This window comes from Thermotoga sp. Mc24 (genome assembly GCF_000784835.1).
GTDB lineage: Bacteria > Thermotogota > Thermotogae > Thermotogales > Thermotogaceae > Thermotoga.
The window spans coordinates 300,110-318,328 of the sequence record NZ_JSFH01000012.1; the positions used below are offsets into that span (position 1 = coordinate 300,110).

Below are 18,219 nucleotides of genomic sequence, written 5' to 3' on the forward strand. Positions count from 1 at the left end.
GAGCCCCTTATTTTTTCTCTTTGTTCTTCACGCGAGTTCTTCTTCCACCGCAGCTCTTGGGGTTTCTTCCACCTGGATTCCCGCGAAGACATCGAGACCGGTTCCTGCGGGTATCAGCTGACCTACGATCACGTTTTCCTTCAACCCAATGAGTGGATCGACCTTTCCTTCGATCGCTGCTGCGGTCAGCACCCACGCAGTTTCTTCGAACGCAGCCGCACTGAGCCAGCCGGGGTAGTTCAGAGCCGCTTTCTTGAGCGACAGAAGTCTTCTCTTGTACTTAATGGGTTCCTTCGGGAGAATCTGGTACGTCACAACTTTATCTTTCTCGAAGACGTCGATCTCTTTTATTCCCGCTTCTATGATCTTCTTCAAAAGTTCTTCGGTCACTTCATCACCTTTTTGTGCGAGTTCCACGAGTTCTCCCTCTTCTGTTTCCGTGATGATTCTCTTTGCGAGCGTCTTTCCTATGACCCACTTCCTGTTCTCTTCTACTTTCGCGTTTCCTTCGAGAATTTCTCTGTTGAATCTCTTTATATCCATAAGCGGCACCAGTTGATCCGGCAAGTAATCGCTGTCCCCTGGATCGATGATCGTTGCCATGCTGAGCATCTGTTTGAATATGATCTCGAAGTGCTTGTCGTGTATACTCACACCCTGTTGCACGTAAGCGTTCTTTATGATCTTCAGCAGATTCATCGCCGTCATTACACCTTTTTCTGATTCGAGTTCCAGGAGTTTCCACCACACAATGGCACCACTGGTGAGGGTGTCCCCTTTCAGGACTTTCTGGCCTTTTTCAACCCTTACTTTCGCTCTCTTCGGTACTTTGTAAGCGTGGATGTTACCAGCGTAATCTTCGACGTAAATCACCGTTCTACCACTTTCATCGGTTGATATGTCTTTAACGAAACCATCGACTTCACACAGAATCGCTTCAGATCCATAGTATTTTTTGATTTCTTTCTTTCCACCGCTCTTCTCTTCTCTCAAGAACGCGTACGGTTCGAACGTCTTCTCCACAGTTGTGAGACCGCTGACGATGTCGCTCGCCCCCATGACTCCTCCAACGTGGAAAGTCCTCATCGTAAGCTGTGTACCAGGCTCTCCTATGGACTGAGCGGCCACGATTCCCACCGATTCACCGACGTTCACTATCTTGTGGTTGGAAAGATCCATACCGTAACAAGCAGCACAGACACCGTACTCGGACTCACAGGTGAGGGGTGATCTCACAATGATATCGGGTCTTACAGGAACTTTTTCTATTCCATTCTCTTCGAGCATCTTCGCCACAATCTCGTTTATCACTTCCTGATACACGAGAAGTTGTCTTTCACCTCTTTTATCGTAAAGAGGTTCTTCTTCCGCGTAAACAGTTCCAACAACAGGATAGACCTTCACCTTTATGCGGTATTTCCCTTCGTTCTTAGCGGCTTTTACCACATCCCAAGTGAGTTCCGTTCCTTCTTCGTACTCTCCAACTGGTTCCGCAATCTCGGCGTACATATTGGGAAGTGAGAGTTCTGTTATGTCTATCTCTTCGTACCTCACAACGTCAACCATTTTTTTGTAAGAAGCCAGGAAGTTCGCATCGTCGTCCGTGAGCATGGTGTTTCTCGTGTATTCTTTGCCTGTTTCTGGATTCTTCAAAACTTCTTTTGTTTCTGGATCAAGTATATCCCTTGCGAGCACTCTACCAAAGAGGAACTCGTTCATCTTTTCTACAACTGTTCCTTCTTTTATCAGGTCCATGGCTCTGATTCCATCGTGGGTTCCACAGTCGGGTTCCGCCACTGTAACACTTTGAGCCACATCCACAAGACGCCTAGTTAGATATCCCGCGAAGGATGTGTTCATTGCTGTGTCAACCTGTCCCTTTCTGGCACCGTAGGTGGATATGAAGAACTGCAGGATGTCAACGCCCTCTCTGAGGTTCTTATCGACCGGGTAATCGAAGGTAAGTGCTTCGTGTATTGCCTGACCCTTGAAGATCTTGGACTTTATTTCCCTGGATCTTGGGTCGTACGCCTTGATCATCAAACCTCTGATACCGGCGAGCTGTTTCACCTGATCTATGTTACCTCTGGCACCAGAGTTCACCATCATGTATATAGGGTTGAACGGATCCTCCGCGAGCGTTCTGGATGTGAGTTTTGTGATCTCCTCTGTCACACTCATCCAGAGTCGTATGATTTCACTCTTTCTCTGTTCTTCCGTCAAGAAGCCTTTTTCATAGTTCTCTTCGATTATTCTGACCTTCTCCCAGGTCTTTCTGAGAATCTCATCTCTTTCTGGTGGTATCTTCAGATCCTTCAGTGAGAGAGTCAGCCCGGAAACAGTTGCATAGTGGAAGCCGATGTCTTTTATGTCATCCAAAAGATCTGCCGCTCTGTCTATGCCGTGTCTCTTGAACGTTTCATAGACAAGGGTGTTTATCTGTTTTTTGTCGAAAATTCTATTGTAATCTCTCAAATCTTCCGGGAGAATGCTGTTGAAGATAACTCTTCCCAGTGTCGTCTTTATTCGTTTTTCCTCACCATTGACAACGGCCTTTATCAGAATCGGAGTGTGAAGTTTTATGAATCCAAGATGGTAAGCCAGCATTGCCTCTTCAGGTGAAGAGAACTTCCATTTCACATCTTCTTCTTTCAGTGAATCGAATTCTTTACTGACCGTTGTGAGGTAGTAAGAGCCTATGATGATATCCTGCGTTGGTAGTGAAATCGGTTTTCCGTGTGCTGGGGAAATGATGTTGTATCTCGAAAGCATGAGAAATCTTGCCTCTGCCTGCGCTGCTGCTGAAAGCGGTACATGAACCGCCATCTGGTCACCGTCAAAGTCCGCGTTGAAAGGCGGACACACAACAGGATGGAGCTGTATGGCGTTTCCTTCAACGAGTTTTGGTTCAAACGCCTGAATTGACATTCTGTGGAGTGTGGGAGCTCTGTTCAAAAGAACGACGCTCCCCTTTATCACTTCTTCGAGCACTTCCCAGGCTTCCGGCATCTCTTTTTCTATGATCGCTTTCTTGACCTTTCTCATGGTTTTGCTGGAAGAACCCTCTCCAAGAAGTTTTGCCAGAACAAACGGTTTGAAGAGTTCCATTGCCATTTTCTTTGGAATACCGCACTGGTGGATTTTCAAATGTGGTCCCACGACAATAACCGCTCTTCCAGAGTAGTCCACCCGCTTTCCAAGCAGATTTCTTCTGAATCTTCCCTTCTTTCCCTTCAGGAGATCGGTGAGCGATTTCAGAGGTCTACCATTTCTGTCTTTCAAAACGGCTCTTCTGCTTCTCTTTCCTTCCGAATCGGAACCGTTGTGAATGAGAGCGTCAACCGCTTCCTGGAGCATTCTTTTCTCGTTTCTCAGAATGATCTCAGGTGCCCCGAGTTCCAGAAGTTTTTTGAGTCTGTTGTTTCTGTTTATGAGTCTCCTGTAAAGTTCGTTGAGGTCTGTTGTGGCGAACCTTCCTCCCTCGATCTGTATCATCGGCCTGAGATCGGGTGGAATCACAGGAACGACTTCGAGAACCATCCATTCGGGTTTGTTACCAGATTTCAGGAAATCCTTCACCATCTTCAACCTTCTTCTGAGCTTTATCGCCTTTGAGCTGGAAGAAGGTAACTTTTTGAGTTCCGCTTCAATTTCCACCTGAAGCGCTTCCAGATCCAGATTCTGAAGCAGTTTCTTTATCGCCTGTGCTCCGGCGTCAGCCACTATCTTTTCTGGATAGATCTGAAGATACGCTTCGTACTCGTTTTCTGTGAATATATCGCCAACTTTCAAGCCTGTCTCTTTGGAAACCTCAGGATCTATATCCGTTATGACCACGATCGGCCTGTCATTTTCCGTTCTCTCTTCGACATCGAACATGGTTGGATAGTGGGACTCGAAGATTTTGTACTCGGTGGCAGAGAGATACTCCTCCTCAAAGAGGAATCTGTCAGCCAGGTGATCTCCTTTCTTCACCTGGTCACCGTTGTTAACGTAAACAAGTGCTCCTTCGAAGACGGGATATTTTCTTTCCTCTATAATCTGTTCCACGTAGACCTCACCGGTGGAGAGCACTTCGAAGTTTCCGTCTTCAAGCGCTCTTACGTTGAGGTTGGAACTGAATTTCACTGTACCAGATATGCTCGCTTTGACAGCTGGGAGGCTGGTAGAAGTCGTGATCTGGTCTCCTTTTTTCACCTTCTGGCCGTTCGAAACGAGAATCCTCGCTCCGTAAGGAACCGTGAAAACAACCGGCTGATCCCTACTGGTTGTGAGCGGTTTCAACGTAATAGTATTCGAAAGTTCATCTATTTCCACGTGACCGTCAAATGGAGCATAAACAGGGTCAATTGTCATTTCTTTTGTCAGATCCTGTCCTTTTTCCACTTCCTGTCCGTCTTTCACAGAGAGAATCATTCCAGGGAGCACCGTGTGTGTGGCTCTGGTGATGTTCTTCACTATGATCCAGGTGATTTCCCTCCCTGTGATAGACTTTTCTGTCTTCAAAGTCACTTCTCCATCAATATCGGAAAGAACGGGAGATTTTGGATTCTTCACCACGAACGCCTGCTCAACGTCGAAATCCCACTTTTTCCTGTATATCCTGTACTCGGTCTCGTAGATCACGTCTCCCTGGGAGAACGGAGTATCTTTGGGATCAGTCACAATGAAAGCCCTTTCTATGACACGGCGACTGCCGTAATAGATGATGTTTTCCAGGTCTGAAGTGCTCATGTTCAAAAGCGTTCCGAGGACACTCGGTATGCTCTCGAGGTACCAGATGTGCACAGCGGGTGCTGCCAGTTCTATGTGCCCCATCCTTTTTCTCCTGGCTTCTCTGGATTCGACCCTGACTCCACACCTCTCACAGACGGTGCCCTCGTATTTCTTTCCCTTATACTTACCACAGGCACATTCGTAGTCCTTCACAGGACCGAAAATCCTCTCACAGAAAAGACCATCTCTCTCGGGTTTGAACGTTCTGTAGTTGATCGTTTCAGGTTTCTTGACCTCTCCTCCAGACCAGCTTCTTATCACTTCTGGAGAGGCTATCTTTATCTGAATCGCCTTTATCTTCCTCTTGAAAGAGGACATTGGCATTCTACCAACCTCCCAATCAGTACTTGTCGATATCTATCTCGTTACCGTTCTCATCATAGAGTCTCACATCGAGCGCGAGACCTTTAAGTTCTTTGATGAGAACCCTAAAGCTTTCGGGAACACCAGGTTCAGGTATATTCATGTTCTTCAGTATGGCTTTGTAAGCTTCATTTCTTCCTTTTATGTCGTCGGATTTTATGGTGAGCATCTCCGCGAGAGTATGAGCAGCTCCGTACGCTTCCAGAGCCCAGACCTCCATTTCTCCAAGCCTCTGTCCACCGAAGTGAGACTTTCCTCCGAGAGGCTGCTGGTGAATGAGAGAGTAAGGTCCTGTGGATCTTGCATGAATCTTTTCTTTTGCTATATGAACGAGCTTCAGCATGTACATGTAACCGACCACCACAGGATTGTCGAAGGGTTCTCCCGTTCTTCCGTCTCTGAGAACCACTTTTCCATTCGGGTTGTTTTCGTCGTCTCCAAGGTGAAGACCCCTCTTCTTCCTTTCTTCGTAGAGCGGTCTGAGAATTTCGTCTTCTTTCGCCCCTTCGAAAACAGGTGTTGCAAACCATTTTCCAGTTAGTTTGGCGAGCCATCCAAGGTGCGTTTCCAGAATCTGACCGACGTTCATACGTGAGGGTATTCCCAGCGGGTTCAGTACCATCTGAACCGGTGTTCCATCGGGTAGGAACGGCATGTCTTCTTTTGGAAGTATGTTTGAGACAACACCTTTGTTTCCGTGGCGTCCCGCGAGCTTGTCTCCGATGTCGAGCGTCTTTCTTGAGGCGACGTACACCCTGACGAGTTTCAAAACTCCCGCTCCCAGTTCTGCTATATCGTTTTGATCGTAAACATCGACCCTTATAACTCTTCCCTCAACCCCGTGAGGCAGCCTGAGAGATGTATCCTTCACGTCTCTTCCACGTTCACCAAAAACAGATCTGATGATCTTCTCTTCTGGTGTTGTGTCTCCTTCACCTTTCGGTGTCACCTTTCCAACCAGTATTGCCTGAGAACCCACTCCATAGTCACTCACAACGTACGCTCCAACTCTGATGATTCCGTTCTCGTCGAGATTTTTCAGGAGTTCTTTGCTCACGTTCGGTATATCAGCGGTGATCTCTTCAGGACCGAGCCTCGTTTCTCTTGCTTGAGTTTCATAAACTTCTATGTGGATCGACGTGAAAACGTCTTCTTCAAGAAGCTCCTGACTCACGAGAATAGCGTCCTCGTAGTTGTAACCTTCCCATGGCATGAAGGCGACGAGGATGTTCCTTCCGAGTGCCAGTTCTCCCATGTCGGTTGCCGGACCGTCGGCTATGGGATCACCCTTCTTCACAAAATCGCCTTCGTTGACAATGGGTTTTTGATTTATCATCGTATCCTGGTTGGATCTCACAAATTTTAGAAGTCTGTATTCATCAACCACTGGATTGCCCTTATCATCGTACATGAGATTTCCATTCTCGTCTGTTCTGTGAACAACGATTCTGGCGGCGTCAACCTCTTTCACTATTCCATCGTGTTCTGCGAGAGTGACATAACCAGAATTTTTCGCTGCTTCCCATTCCATTCCAGTTCCAACAAAGGGTGCTTCCGCTTTCAGAAGCGGGACGGCCTGCCTCTGCATGTTCGAACCCATAAGGGCTCGGCTGGCATCGTCGTGTTCGAGGAATGGAATGAGTGAAGCCGAGACACTGAAGGGCTGTTTTGTTGATACATCCATGAAATCTACTTCTTCTCTGGGAACAAGCCTGATATCCTCACCCACTCGAGCCACTACTCTCTCTGGTATTATGTTGCCCTCTTCATCCACGGGTGTGGTGGCAGGTACAATTTTGAAATCTTCTTCTTCGTTGGCCCTCAAGTAGACTACTTCATCCGTCACTTTTCCATTGACTACCTTTCTGTAAGGAGTCATGAGAAATCCGTATTCATCAATTTTGGTGTATATAGCCAGCGATGTTATGAATCCTATGTTCGCACCTTCAGGTGTCTCAATGGGACACAGCCTTCCGTACTGTGAGTAGTGCACGTTTCTTGCTTCGAAGACTTTGGATTCTCTTCTCAACCCACCAGGTCCAACAGCGGAAACCCTTCTTTTGTGAGTGAGTTCCGACAGAGGGTTCACCTGATCCATGAACTGAGAAAGCTGGTTCATCGCGAAAAACTGGTTGACCGTTGATATGATAGATTTTATGTTTATAAGACTCTGAATGGAAACCTTGCTCAGAGAGTTTATGAGTGTGAGTCTTTCCTGAATGGCCTTCTGTGCCCTTGCGAACAACCTCTCGAACTCTCTCTGGACGAGTTCTCCCACCGTTCTAACGCGCTTGTTCCCGAGATGGTCTTTTGTATCGAAAGGTATCGAAGGAAGCTCCTTGTTTATGTTGGAGATGTACCTGATAGCAGCAAGGACACTGAGATCGGATGTTACTCCATAGTTCCTCCGAAACACCGATACAAGCTTTCTGAGGTCGTAAGAAGCTGTTTTTCTCTTTTCCAAATATTCTTCCTTGAAGATTCTGATCAAATTTCTCAACTCGTAGGAATCTATTTCAAAATCGTTGACGTATCTTCTCTCAAAGTAGTCGAAGAGAATTCTGGAAGCGAGGACTATATCGAGTGGTTTCAGAACGAGAGAATTTTCGTTGTAAACCTTCTTCCTCGCTTCTTCGGGATCTTCTCCCTCAACCTCTATGAGGTACCTGATGTAAGCGTTTCTTAGTCTTTCGTTGACTTTGTACCTTCCCACCTCGGAAAGATCGTATCTTTCTGGATTAAAGAAGAGATCGTGAAGATACCTCTTCGCCGCGTTTATTCTTGGAAGTTCCTCGGGTCGCAATCTTCTAAATATCTCCAGATAAGCGTCCACAACGGTAACTTCGTTTAAACCGTAAATCTTTGTCTTTTCCTCTTCTTCCTCTCCCTCTTCGCCCGAGGAAGACACCAATTCCAGCATCTTTTCAAATGTATTTTGAGCTATTGGATGAACTATTTTTATCTGATTTATGTCATCTATCATCAAAATCCTTTCCGCGAGATCTTTGGTCAGGATATCCCATTTTTCGGCGATCTTCCTGTCACCATCGTAGATGTCTTCAAGCAGAATGGAACCCACATGGAGCAGGAGACTGTCTTCATCGTCGGCATCCAGATAGGTGGGATAAAGAGAGAGGATATCCTCATCCTTTTCATAACCGATCGTTTTCAGAAAGAGGAAAAGATTGACCTTCTTTCCGTCAAGACCCGCGTAAAGAACTCCATCGTAGGGATCGAGGATAACTTCAAGCCATGCGCCTCGAGATGGAAGAAAGTATCCGCCGTACTCTTCTCTGTCGATGTACTCAGACGAGAAGTAAAGCCCTGGAGAAACTACTATCTGATTGACCACAACTCTTTCTGCTCCATTTATTATGAACGTTCCACGATCTGTCATGTAGGGAATGTAGCCAAGGAACACTTCTTCTTCCTTCATTTCACCGCTTTTCATGTCGGTAAGGCGAGCCGTTGCGTATATTGGAACACTGTAAGTTAAACCCTTTGCTTTACATTCAAGGGGATCAACAACAGGTTCTCCTATCCTGGTTGAAACAAATTCAAGGGCAAATCCTCTGTCCGATTTTTTCAAATCTGAGCGAGTCGCCTGCGAATAAATGGGGGAAAATTTTTTGAGGACTTCGAGCAAACCTTCTTCGAGGAATCTTCGGTAGGAAATCTTCTGAATCTCCACAAGGTCTGGAATTGGTAGGGGTTCCTGAGTCTTGCCGAAAGAAACCCTTGTCCTCCTACCGCAAGAGATCTCTTTCATTTTCTCACCTCTCAATGTGGAATAAGAAACTCCCAGGATTTCTCTCCCGGGTTTTGCTTAGATTGAACGGAAAGGAAACAATAGGGTGAGGAAGAGCTTTTGTACCACACTCTATTTATTAAAACACAAAAACCCTGTACCGGCAAGAGGCGGTACAGGGTTGAAACATTCTTTTTTCACAAACGAAAATTTACTTCAGTTCTACCTCAGCACCGGCTTCTTCAAGCTTTTTCTTGATATCTTCTGCTTCCTGTTTGGGAACACCGCTCTTAATGATTGCGTCGGGTGAACCGGCTTTTTCAACGAGATCTTTGGCTTCCTTGAGACCGAGTCCGGTGATCTCTCTGACAACCTTGATGACCTGAATCTTGTTCTGACCGAAGCTCTTCAAAACAACGTCAAATTCTGTTTTCTCTTCCTGAGCGGCACCGGCAGCGGCTCCGGCAACTGGAGCGGCAGCAACGGCCACAGGTGCTGCAGCAGTCACTCCAAATTTGTCTTCGAGCTTCTTCACGAGTTCTGCAAGCTCTGAAACCGTGAGTTTCTCAATCGCTTCGATGATTTCATCAATCGTCATCTTCAAACACCTCCATCATTCGGATTTTTTCTCTTTAATGGCATTGAGCACATACACGAGATTCCTCAAAATACCACTCAGAACAAACACAAGACCGGTAATAGGAGCTTTCACACGACCAACGAGCATAGCGTAGAGCTCTTCTTTGGATGGGAGTTTTGCGATGTTTTCCACTTCTTCTGCCGTGAATTTCTTTCCTTCGAGGAAACCACCCTTGAGCCTCGAAAGATCCGCTTTCTTATCCTTGTAAAAGTTGTAAATTATCTTGACAGCCTCCACAGGATCTCCTTCCGTGACGTAGAGTACAGCTGTAGGTCCTTTGAGAAATTCTTCGTAGCCTTCGTATTCAGCGTTCTTGAGCGCAAGATTCAAGAGAGTATTTTTCACAACCCTGAACCTTGCTCCATCTCCGTACTTTTCTCTCAATTTGGAGCGAAGTTCGGTGAGATCAGCCACCGTGAAACCCAGGAAATCGGCAAAGAGTATCAGCGATGTTTTTTTGAATATTTCACTCATTTCTTCAACTATGAGTTCTTTTTGTTGCCTGGTCAGCAAAGGATTCACCTCCCAAAAAAATTTTGTGGACCCCGGAGGGTCCACAAAAAGGTCATAGAACCTTTCTGGGACGCCTCCGGCAGGATCTTTAACCCCAAGGGCCCTGCCATCTACGGCGTCTTATTGAGTTTTCGATTGCTTTACTCTTTCAACAGGCTCTGAAGATTCAACTTTATACCGGGTCCCATTGTAGAAGACAAAACCGCTTTTTTAATGAACTGTCCTTTCACACCTGCGGGTTTCATCTGCATGATCTGTCTTACAGCTGAAATTATGTTTTCCTTCAATTTTTCGTTGTCAAAACTCCTTTTACCAACGGGTATGTGAATGTTCCCAGTTTTGTCCGTTCTGACCTCTATTCTTCCTTTTTTGAATTCTTTAACCGCTTCCGCTACTTCCTGAGTTACCGTTCCTGATTTGGGCGACGGCATCAAACCTCTTGGTCCCAAGATCTTTCCGAGTCTTCCAATTACTCTCATCATATCGGGCGTGGCTATTGCAACATCGAAATCGAGAAAACCTTCCTTTTCTATTTTTTCTACCAGATCCTCAGCTCCTACGTAATCGGCACCCGCTTCCAATGCCTCTTTCGCCGCTTCTCCTTTGGCAAACACCAGAACCCTGACTTCCTTACCCGTTCCGTGTGGAAGGACAACAGTTCCTCTGATGTGCTGCTCAGGTTTCCTGTAGTCTATTCCAGTTTGAATGTGGAGTTCTATCGTTTCATCGAACTTCGCTGTGGCAGTTTTTTTAACAAGTTCTATGGCCTCATCGAGATCGTAGTATTTCGTTCTGTCTACGAACTTCCTTGCTTCAAGATACCTCTTGGAGTGCTTCGGCATTGCGCCTCCTCCTTTCCGTTACTTCAGTCCACCACTTCTATTCCCATGCTCTTAGCGGTTCCTTCAATGATCTTCATGGCCGCTTCCAAACTGTTTGCGTTCAAGTCCGGCATCTTTGTTCTCGCTATCTCTTCGATCTGTTTTCTGGTAACCTTTCCAACAATCTTTCTCTTTGGTTCGGAAGAACCTTTCTCCAAACCTGCCGCTTTCATGAGAAGGAAGGAAGCCGGAGGTGTTTTGATGATAAAGGTGAACGACTTATCTTCGTACACCGTTATAACAACAGGAAGAATCATGCCTGCTTTATCCGCTGTTTCGGCATTGAACCTTTTACAAAACTCCATGATGTTAACACCGTGCTGACCCAAGGCGGGTCCAACGGGTGGAGCCGGCGTGGCTTTTCCGGCAGGCAGTTGTAATTTAATCTGAGCCGCTACTTTCTTCGCCATGTTCGAACCTCCCTATGCGTGGTGCGGATTCCTCCTCCCACGTTTTCTCACTCGATTTTCTCCACTTCAGAAACATGAAGAACAACAGGAGTTTCACGTCCGAATATAGTTACGTTTACTTTCAATTCCTGTCTCTCTGGATCGATTTCCTTTATAACACCCGCAAAATCTTCGAAGGGACCGCTTATTATCTTCACCATGTCTCCAACCTTGAAACCGAGTTCGACCTTCACAGGTTTCTTCTTCTCTTCGTACTCTTCGAGGCCCGCGAGTCTCAAAATAGGTCTCATTTCTCTGTCTTTTACGGGAACGGGTTGTCCTCCCGAACTGACAAACCCCATAACGTATGGCACGGAACGAACGAAATTGTAGGCCTCATCGTTCATGATCATTTCCACGAACACATAACCCGGGAAGAGTTTTCTTCTTTTCGTCTTGTAGATTCTGATCTCTTTTCTTGTTGAATAATCCACCACTTCGACTCTTCCCGAAACCTTGGCGAAGAACTTCCTGGCTTCCGCAAGCATTTCCCCCTGTTTCACTTCTTTTCCTTTTTTTATCCTATCCCTGTCGAAAACATCCAAAGGAATGTAATAAACGTCCTGCTCACCATCGGGTGTCTGAACGACCACTTTTTTCATTCGTTCTATCTCAACGATCTTTCCATCCAGTTCACAGATGTACTCTTCGTTTTTCGAAAGCGGCAGTCCCTGCTTCACTTTCGTTCCAACCCTCAAACCCGGCTCGATTCCCGCGGATTCAGGAATGTAATACGTCTTCGTATATTTCCTATCGATGGTTTCTACGACGATCTTTCTGACGTTCTTCACGTCGACAATCACACCGCTTCTTCGAGCATAAATAGGAGGCTCTTCGGCTATCAAATTCCCTTTGTTAATATCTTTTCCATTGTTCACGTGTAATTTGGCCTTCGGAGAAAGTATGAGCCTCTCGGAAGGGCTGGTGGCGTCCAGAACTACCTCTTCAGGAATAACAATACGCCCCACCAGATTTTTGATTCCGGTGGCTTCAATTTTCTTTTCGATATTTTCTTTAACTCTTTCTTCGTAACCAGACATGGTGAGCACTATGTACCAATTTTTCTTCATCACCTATCACCTTATCCTATTCCCAACGCTTTGAAAATCGCACTCACAACTCCTGAGAATATGAAATCAAGCACAAAAAAATAAACGCTTGTAACAGCGAGTATCACGAGAACAACACCAAAAGAAGTGAGTAACTCTTTTCGGGAGGGCCAGGAAATTTTCTTTGCTTCGGCGATGACTTCCCTGAAGAACTTTCGGAGTTTCTCCATTCTCGATGCCCCCTCAGATCAAAAAATGGCAGGGCCGGCAGGACTCGAACCCGCAACCACCGGTTTTGGAGACCGGCGCTCTACCAGTTGAGCTACGGCCCTGCGATTACGCTTTCGTTTCGGTATGAATCGTGTGGGCGTTGCACTTTGGGCAGTACTTTCTCAGTTCGAGCTTTGCTCTTTTGTCCTTGTTCCTTGTGGTGTAGTAGTTCTTGTTACCGCACTGAGAACATTTCAGAGCCACTTTCACTCGCATATCTTCCACCCTTTCTCAAAAAATCTGGTGGTGGGGGGAGGATTTGAACCTCCGAAGGCATTCTGCCAGCGGATTTACAGTCCGCCCCCTTTGGCCACTCGGGCACCCCACCACATACTTTTGGAGCCAGCGGTGGGACTCGAACCCACAACCTACTGATTACAAATCAGTCGCTCTACCGGTTGAGCTACGCTGGCCCTATTTCCTTTCCGATGACCTATGGCGGCGGTGGGACTCGAACCCACGACACGGTGATTATGAATCACCCGCTCTCGCCGCTGAGCTACGCCGCCCAAGACCGTTCATTAATTTTACTATCAGAGCTTTTCTTTGTCAACCTCGAACATCTTTGAACGATGTGTTAAAATAATAAGGAGAGCCGTGCTCTCCTTCAGGAACTGGTGGGCTCGGGAGGATTCGAACCCCCGACCACCCGGTTATGAGCCGGGCGCTCTGCCAACTGAGCTACGAGCCCACACCGCTATCAGATTATATTCTAACAAAACCCCGTTGTCAAGGAGTGTGATCAGCATGAAGAAAGATCCCATCAAGGAAATGCTCGTAAAATATCCGAGAATTCTCGTGATAAAAGCCGCTCTGAAGATTTTAAAGGACGGAAATAAGATAGACCGAGAACGGATCGAAAAAACGATTGTCAAGATCATGACCAAAAAGGAGGGCTGAAAACTTCAGCCCTCTAAGCTTATATGTTAGTATTGTTATAAAAGACCGGCACCCTCCAACAACGAGCACTCTCCGGAAGGGAGGATATCGATGAAGATCGATATCTTGGACAAAGGATTCGTTGAACTTGTGGATGTGATGGGAAACGACCTCTCCGCTGTACGGGCTGCCCGCGTTTCTTTCGATATGGGTTTGAAAGACGAAGAAAGGGATAGACATCTCATCGAATATCTCATGAAACACGGTCACGAGACACCTTTCGAACATATTGTCTTCACTTTCCACGTGAAAGCCCCTATATTCGTGGCGAGGCAGTGGTTCAGACACAGGATCGCTTCTTACAACGAACTGAGCGGCAGATACTCGAAGCTCTCCTACGAATTCTACATTCCCTCTCCCGAACGCCTGGAAGGGTACAAAACGACCATCCCTCCCGAACGGGTGACGGAGAAGATCTCAGAAATAGTCGATAAAGCGTATCGAACGTATCTGGAGTTGATAGAAAGCGGTGTTCCTCGAGAAGTGGCAAGGATAGTGCTCCCTTTGAATCTGTACACGAGGTTTTTCTGGACTGTGAACGCAAGAAGTCTCATGAACTTTTTGAACCTGAGGGCAGATTCTCACGCTCAGTGGGAAATTCAACAGTACGCTCTGGCAATCGCGAGAATTTTCAAAGAGAAGTGTCCCTGGACTTTTGAGGCATTTCTCAAGTATGCTTATAAAGGAGATATCCTGAAGGAGGTACAGGTATGAAGAAAGAACTGGTTCTTCTGATGGTTCTGCTGGCTGTTTCCGCGATGGCAATTTACATCTCAGAAGTCGATTTCAAGGGATTGAACACACTCAATTCCGAATTCATAGTTCAAAAAGTCGGAAAACTCTTCGGAGAGGTATCATCCGATGAAATTCAGGAGTATCTGAAAAAAGTCTTCAACCTTGGATATTTCTCCTCTCTAACACCCTCTCTGGAACCAGCTGATGTGGGCTACAGACTTGTCGTCTCACTGGAGGAAAATCCAGTTGTCAAAGATTGGAAACTGGAAATAGAGGGCCCTGGTCTGGTGGACAAAAAAGAACTCGAAGAGCTCGTTAAAATCGAGAAAGGCATGCCGTTGAACGTGAACCTTTTGAAAGAAACGTTCGAAGCTATGAGAAACAAGTATCAGGAAGCGGGATACTTTCTTGTGGAGATAAACGGAAACTTTGAAGACGGTACTTATAAAATCGTTGTGAAAGAATACGCTCTTTGGGATATCGTTTTCAACGGAGAAGTGGATGGCCTTGATTTCGTTTCCATCCTTTCGAAAGCGAAGATAAAAACCCTGAGAGACTTCTATTCTTCCTCTCCACTGGTGAGGTTTTTCACCATGAGCAAGAAAGATTTCTATCCAAAGTACTCCGATATAAACAACCTCATCTCAGTTATAAATTCCTACCCGTTCTTCTCGAAAGAAACAACGGTTGACTTCAAGAAAACCACGGTGAAGGACATCGAAGAAAAAAACGTCGTAATCATGGTGGTCAATGTAGTGCAGAGAAGACTGTTTGAAGGAGAGAAAGCTTTCAAAGAGATTCTCTTCCACGGTAACACGATCTTCACGGATCAGGAGCTTTTGAAAGCGTCCGGGTTGTCTCCAGATCAGCCCTACACGAATTCTCAGGTGCTTCTCGCGATGAACAGAATAGTTGATTTTTACGAGAAGAACAATTTCCCATACACGTGGGTGGAAGCAAAGGTAGAAGACGACAGCCTCGTGTTCGATATCTACGAGAAATACGTTCGCTCCGTTAAAATCGAAGGACTCAAGAAAACAAAACCCTACGTGGTGGAGAACCTGGTCACCATAAAAGAAGGAGAACCTCTGAACAAAGAAGAGATCATGCTCACCTACTCTTATCTGCAGAACAGCAGGTACTTCGATTCTGTGAACATATATCCACAGCTTTCTCCAAGCGCAACTCAGGTGGATGTCGTGATAGACCTCAAAGAAGCGGAAAAAACGAGGAATTTCATAGGTGGAATTGGATGGACCATGCCGAAAGAAGGTGAGTGGTGGCAGGGCTTCAGCGGAATGGTTCAGTTCTCCGCAGTGAACACTTTCGGCTACGGAGAGTCCTTCTCTGTGAATCTCAACCTCGGTTTCACCGAAAGGAGCTTTGAAGGAAGTGTAAAACTCCCTGTCAAATTCGAAGTTCCAATGAACCTTGAACTGGGGATTGGATACACAGATTACACCACCTCCAGCGGCACCGATACGATCAGCCTCAAAGGCTTGATCTCTTCTCTTCCGTACAAGGGGCATTCCTTCGGTATCGGACCCATCTACGAAAAAACATTGGTCGACGGAAGCAAGGGAACTCTCGCAATTCTCACGAGATACAAATACAACACCAAGAACTCCGCAATCCTTCCAACCGAAGGATACTACCTCTCGCTCGACCTGACGCGCGCGGGTCTTTTCGGGCTGGACGATCAAAAGTACTGGAAGGGCATCCTCTCGGGAGAAGCGTACTATCCGATCTTTGAAAGTCTCTTCTGGAGCTTCAAAGGCACAGGCGGAATGGTCCGCAACGAAATTGGAACGGAACTTTTGGAAGTTTCCGGACCTTACGCGGTACGTGGTTACAACTACTTCGAGACTGAAAAGATGTTCAAACTCTCAGCCGATCTGAACTGGATTCTCCAGAAAGAAAACGTACCCGTCGTCACTGGACTGTTCGTCGACTACGGCGGAATAGAAGAGAACGGAAATATGAACACTCTCTCCTCAGCAGGAGTGAAACTCGATCTCGTCGTTCCCCTTCTTGGAAGCGTGGAAGTTGGCGGTGCCTACAGATTCAACGAAAAAGACTGGCAGTTCTACTTCTTCATGGGAAGCTGGTGAGGAGGGAGGAGATTTGAAAAAGATCGGTATCATCGGCGGTGGCCAGCTTGGCAAGATGATGACCCTCGAAGCGAAGAAGATGGGTTTTTACGTGATAGTGCTCGATCCAACTCCCAGAAGCCCCGCTGGACAGGTGGCGGACGAACAGATAGTCGCGGGCTTTTTTGACTCAGAAAGAATTGAAGATCTGGTGAAAGGTTCAGATGTCACCACTTACGATCTTGAACACATCGACGTTCAGACGTTGAAGAAACTCTACAACGAGGGTTACAAAATACATCCCTCTCCGTACACCCTGGAAATCATACAGGATAAGTTCGTTCAAAAAGAATTTTTGAAGAAAAACGGCATCCCAGTTCCTGAATACAAACTTGTGAAGGATCTGGAAAGCGACGTCAGGGAGTTCGGTTTCCCTGTTGTTCAAAAGGCGAGAAAGGGAGGATACGACGGCAGAGGGGTGTTCATCATAAAAAACGAAAAAGATCTTGAAAACGCTATAAAAGGCGAGACCTACCTTGAGGAGTTCGTTGAGATAGAGAAAGAACTCGCTGTCATGGTGGCGAGAAACGAAAAAGGAGAAATAGCATGTTATCCCGTGGTGGAGATGTACTTCGACGAAGATGCGAACATCTGCGATACAGTGATAGCCCCTGCCAGGATAGAAGAAAAATACTCGAAGATCGCCAGAGAAATTGCAACGAGTGTTGTAGAAGCGTTAGAAGGTGTCGGTATCTTTGGAATAGAGATGTTTCTCACAAAACAGGGTGAGATACTCGTCAACGAGATCGCTCCACGGCCACACAACTCCGGCCATTACACCATCGAAGCGTGTGTGACGAGCCAGTTCGAACAGCACATTAGAGCGATCATGAACCTGCCTCTCGGATCAACGGAGCTTCTCATCCCCGCGGTGATGGTGAATCTCCTCGGTGAGGAAGGATATTATGGAAAACCCGCCCTCATTGGATTGGAAGAAGCTCTGGCCATAGAAGGTCTTTCGCTTCATTTCTATGGAAAAAAAGAAACCAGGCCGTACAGAAAAATGGGACATTTCACGGTGGTGGATAGAGACGTTGAAAGAGCGCTCGAAAAAGCGCTCAGAGCGAAGAAAATACTGAAAGTCGTCTCGGAGGAGGGAGCGATGTGCCAAGGGTAGGAATCATCATGGGAAGTGACTCCGATCTTCCTGTAATGAAGCAGGCAGCTGAAATTTTGGAAGAATTCGGAATAGATTACGAGATTACGATCGTTTCTGCCCACAGGACACCGGATCGCATGTTCGAGTACGCAAAGAACGCCGAAGAACGGGGAATAGAAGTGATCATTGCGGGAGCGGGGGGAGCGGCTCACCTTCCAGGAATGGTGGCAAGCATCACCCACCTTCCTGTGATAGGTGTTCCCGTGAAAACATCCACACTGAACGGTCTGGATTCTCTTTTCTCCATAGTTCAGATGCCAGGGGGTGTGCCCGTTGCCACCGTTGCCATAAACAACGCGAAGAACGCGGGAATCCTTGCTGCGTCTATTCTGGGAATCAAATATCCGGAGATCGCAAGGAAGGTAAAAGAGTATAAAGAAAGAATGAAACGGGAAGTTCTGGAAAAAGCCCAAAGATTAGAACAAATTGGTTACAAAGAATATCTGAACCAGAAAGAGTAAATTGTGATAAAATTAACATGAAAAAGACCGTTCCACCTGAGGTGGAGGGCACCCGACACCGAGGGGGAACTCACCCCTTCGGTCGT

Annotated in this window: 14 protein-coding genes and 5 tRNA genes; 5 read left to right on the forward strand and 14 right to left on the reverse strand. The window is 46.5% G+C overall.

Features of this window, described 5'->3' with window-relative positions; genetic code table 11:
• Positions 1 to 27: 27 nt before the first annotated feature.
• From rpoC to MC24_RS09225, 14 genes are all read right to left on the reverse strand, one after another.
• Positions 28 to 5,100, reverse strand: coding sequence for a DNA-directed RNA polymerase subunit beta' (gene rpoC / locus MC24_RS09160; protein WP_038054732.1), 5,073 nt, complete (start codon positions 5,098 to 5,100; stop codon positions 28 to 30).
• A gap of 16 nt (positions 5,101 to 5,116) precedes the next feature.
• Positions 5,117 to 8,908, reverse strand: coding sequence for a DNA-directed RNA polymerase subunit beta (gene rpoB / locus MC24_RS09165; protein WP_012895873.1), 3,792 nt, complete (start codon positions 8,906 to 8,908; stop codon positions 5,117 to 5,119).
• A gap of 190 nt (positions 8,909 to 9,098) precedes the next feature.
• Positions 9,099 to 9,485 (reverse strand): 50S ribosomal protein L7/L12, encoded by a 387-nt coding sequence (gene rplL / locus MC24_RS09170; RefSeq protein ID WP_011943105.1) that lies wholly within the window; start codon positions 9,483 to 9,485, stop codon positions 9,099 to 9,101.
• Between the two features lie 15 nt (positions 9,486 to 9,500).
• Complete coding sequence (gene rplJ, locus MC24_RS09175; RefSeq protein ID WP_038054734.1) at positions 9,501 to 10,040, reverse strand: 50S ribosomal protein L10; 540 nt, start codon at positions 10,038 to 10,040, stop codon at positions 9,501 to 9,503.
• Positions 10,041 to 10,180: 140 nt separating this feature from the next.
• Positions 10,181 to 10,882, reverse strand: a complete 702-nt coding sequence (gene rplA / locus MC24_RS09180) for a 50S ribosomal protein L1 (protein ID WP_011943107.1) — start codon at positions 10,880 to 10,882, stop codon at positions 10,181 to 10,183.
• Between the two features lie 23 nt (positions 10,883 to 10,905).
• On the reverse strand, positions 10,906 to 11,331 hold the full coding sequence (gene rplK, locus MC24_RS09185; protein WP_038033608.1) for a 50S ribosomal protein L11: 426 nt from the start codon (positions 11,329 to 11,331) through the stop codon (positions 10,906 to 10,908).
• Positions 11,332 to 11,378: 47 nt separating this feature from the next.
• The gene (gene nusG, locus MC24_RS09190; RefSeq protein WP_038054737.1) at positions 11,379 to 12,440 is read right to left on the reverse strand and encodes a transcription termination/antitermination protein NusG; all 1,062 of its coding nucleotides are present in this window, start codon (positions 12,438 to 12,440) and stop codon (positions 11,379 to 11,381) included.
• A gap of 11 nt (positions 12,441 to 12,451) precedes the next feature.
• Positions 12,452 to 12,649: a preprotein translocase subunit SecE gene (gene secE / locus MC24_RS09195; protein ID WP_004081514.1), complete on the reverse strand. Its 198-nt coding sequence runs from the start codon at positions 12,647 to 12,649 to the stop codon at positions 12,452 to 12,454.
• A gap of 26 nt (positions 12,650 to 12,675) precedes the next feature.
• Positions 12,676 to 12,751 (reverse strand) — tRNA-Trp (locus tag MC24_RS09200).
• Positions 12,752 to 12,755: 4 nt separating this feature from the next.
• On the reverse strand, positions 12,756 to 12,905 hold the full coding sequence (rpmG, locus tag MC24_RS09205; protein WP_004081515.1) for a 50S ribosomal protein L33: 150 nt from the start codon (positions 12,903 to 12,905) through the stop codon (positions 12,756 to 12,758).
• 25 nt (positions 12,906 to 12,930) lie between these two features.
• Positions 12,931 to 13,017: transfer RNA gene (locus MC24_RS09210), tRNA-Tyr, on the reverse strand.
• Positions 13,018 to 13,026: 9 nt separating this feature from the next.
• A tRNA-Thr gene (locus MC24_RS09215) sits at positions 13,027 to 13,102 on the reverse strand.
• A gap of 23 nt (positions 13,103 to 13,125) precedes the next feature.
• Positions 13,126 to 13,198 (reverse strand) — tRNA-Met (locus MC24_RS09220).
• Positions 13,199 to 13,304: 106 nt separating this feature from the next.
• Positions 13,305 to 13,380 (reverse strand) — tRNA-Met (locus MC24_RS09225).
• A gap of 56 nt (positions 13,381 to 13,436) precedes the next feature.
• Here MC24_RS09225 and MC24_RS09585 point away from each other — a divergent pair.
• The 5 genes from MC24_RS09585 (at position 13,437) to purE (ending at position 18,133) form a co-directional block, all read left to right on the forward strand.
• Positions 13,437 to 13,589 (forward strand): hypothetical protein, encoded by a 153-nt coding sequence (locus tag MC24_RS09585; protein ID WP_004081516.1) that lies wholly within the window; start codon positions 13,437 to 13,439, stop codon positions 13,587 to 13,589.
• 90 nt (positions 13,590 to 13,679) lie between these two features.
• The gene (gene thyX / locus MC24_RS09230; protein WP_004081517.1) at positions 13,680 to 14,342 is read left to right on the forward strand and encodes an FAD-dependent thymidylate synthase; all 663 of its coding nucleotides are present in this window, start codon (positions 13,680 to 13,682) and stop codon (positions 14,340 to 14,342) included.
• Complete coding sequence (locus MC24_RS09235) at positions 14,339 to 16,474, forward strand: BamA/OMP85 family outer membrane protein (RefSeq protein WP_038054739.1); 2,136 nt, start codon at positions 14,339 to 14,341, stop codon at positions 16,472 to 16,474. Before thyX ends, MC24_RS09235 begins: the two co-directional genes overlap by 4 nt.
• A gap of 13 nt (positions 16,475 to 16,487) precedes the next feature.
• On the forward strand, positions 16,488 to 17,630 hold the full coding sequence (purK, locus tag MC24_RS09240) for a 5-(carboxyamino)imidazole ribonucleotide synthase (RefSeq protein ID WP_004081519.1): 1,143 nt from the start codon (positions 16,488 to 16,490) through the stop codon (positions 17,628 to 17,630).
• Complete coding sequence (gene purE / locus MC24_RS09245; protein WP_004081520.1) at positions 17,618 to 18,133, forward strand: 5-(carboxyamino)imidazole ribonucleotide mutase; 516 nt, start codon at positions 17,618 to 17,620, stop codon at positions 18,131 to 18,133. Before purK ends, purE begins: the two co-directional genes overlap by 13 nt.
• Positions 18,134 to 18,219: the final 86 nt, after the last annotated feature.

Coding starts and splice junctions, on each gene's coding strand:
- rpoC (WP_038054732.1), bottom strand. CDS start 5,100: ATGCCAATGTCCTCTTTCAAGAGGAAGATAAAGGCGATTCAGATAAAG.
- rpoB (WP_012895873.1), bottom strand. CDS start 8,908: ATGAAAGAGATCTCTTGCGGTAGGAGGACAAGGGTTTCTTTCGGCAAG.
- rplL (WP_011943105.1), bottom strand. CDS start 9,485: ATGACGATTGATGAAATCATCGAAGCGATTGAGAAACTCACGGTTTCA.
- rplA (WP_011943107.1), bottom strand. CDS start 10,882: ATGCCGAAGCACTCCAAGAGGTATCTTGAAGCAAGGAAGTTCGTAGAC.
- rplK (WP_038033608.1), bottom strand. CDS start 11,331: ATGGCGAAGAAAGTAGCGGCTCAGATTAAATTACAACTGCCTGCCGGA.
- nusG (WP_038054737.1), bottom strand. CDS start 12,440: ATGAAGAAAAATTGGTACATAGTGCTCACCATGTCTGGTTACGAAGAA.
- secE (WP_004081514.1), bottom strand. CDS start 12,649: ATGGAGAAACTCCGAAAGTTCTTCAGGGAAGTCATCGCCGAAGCAAAG.
- rpmG (WP_004081515.1), bottom strand. CDS start 12,905: ATGCGAGTGAAAGTGGCTCTGAAATGTTCTCAGTGCGGTAACAAGAAC.
- MC24_RS09585 (WP_004081516.1), top strand. CDS start 13,437: ATGAAGAAAGATCCCATCAAGGAAATGCTCGTAAAATATCCGAGAATT.
- thyX (WP_004081517.1), top strand. CDS start 13,680: ATGAAGATCGATATCTTGGACAAAGGATTCGTTGAACTTGTGGATGTG.
- MC24_RS09235 (WP_038054739.1), top strand. CDS start 14,339: ATGAAGAAAGAACTGGTTCTTCTGATGGTTCTGCTGGCTGTTTCCGCG.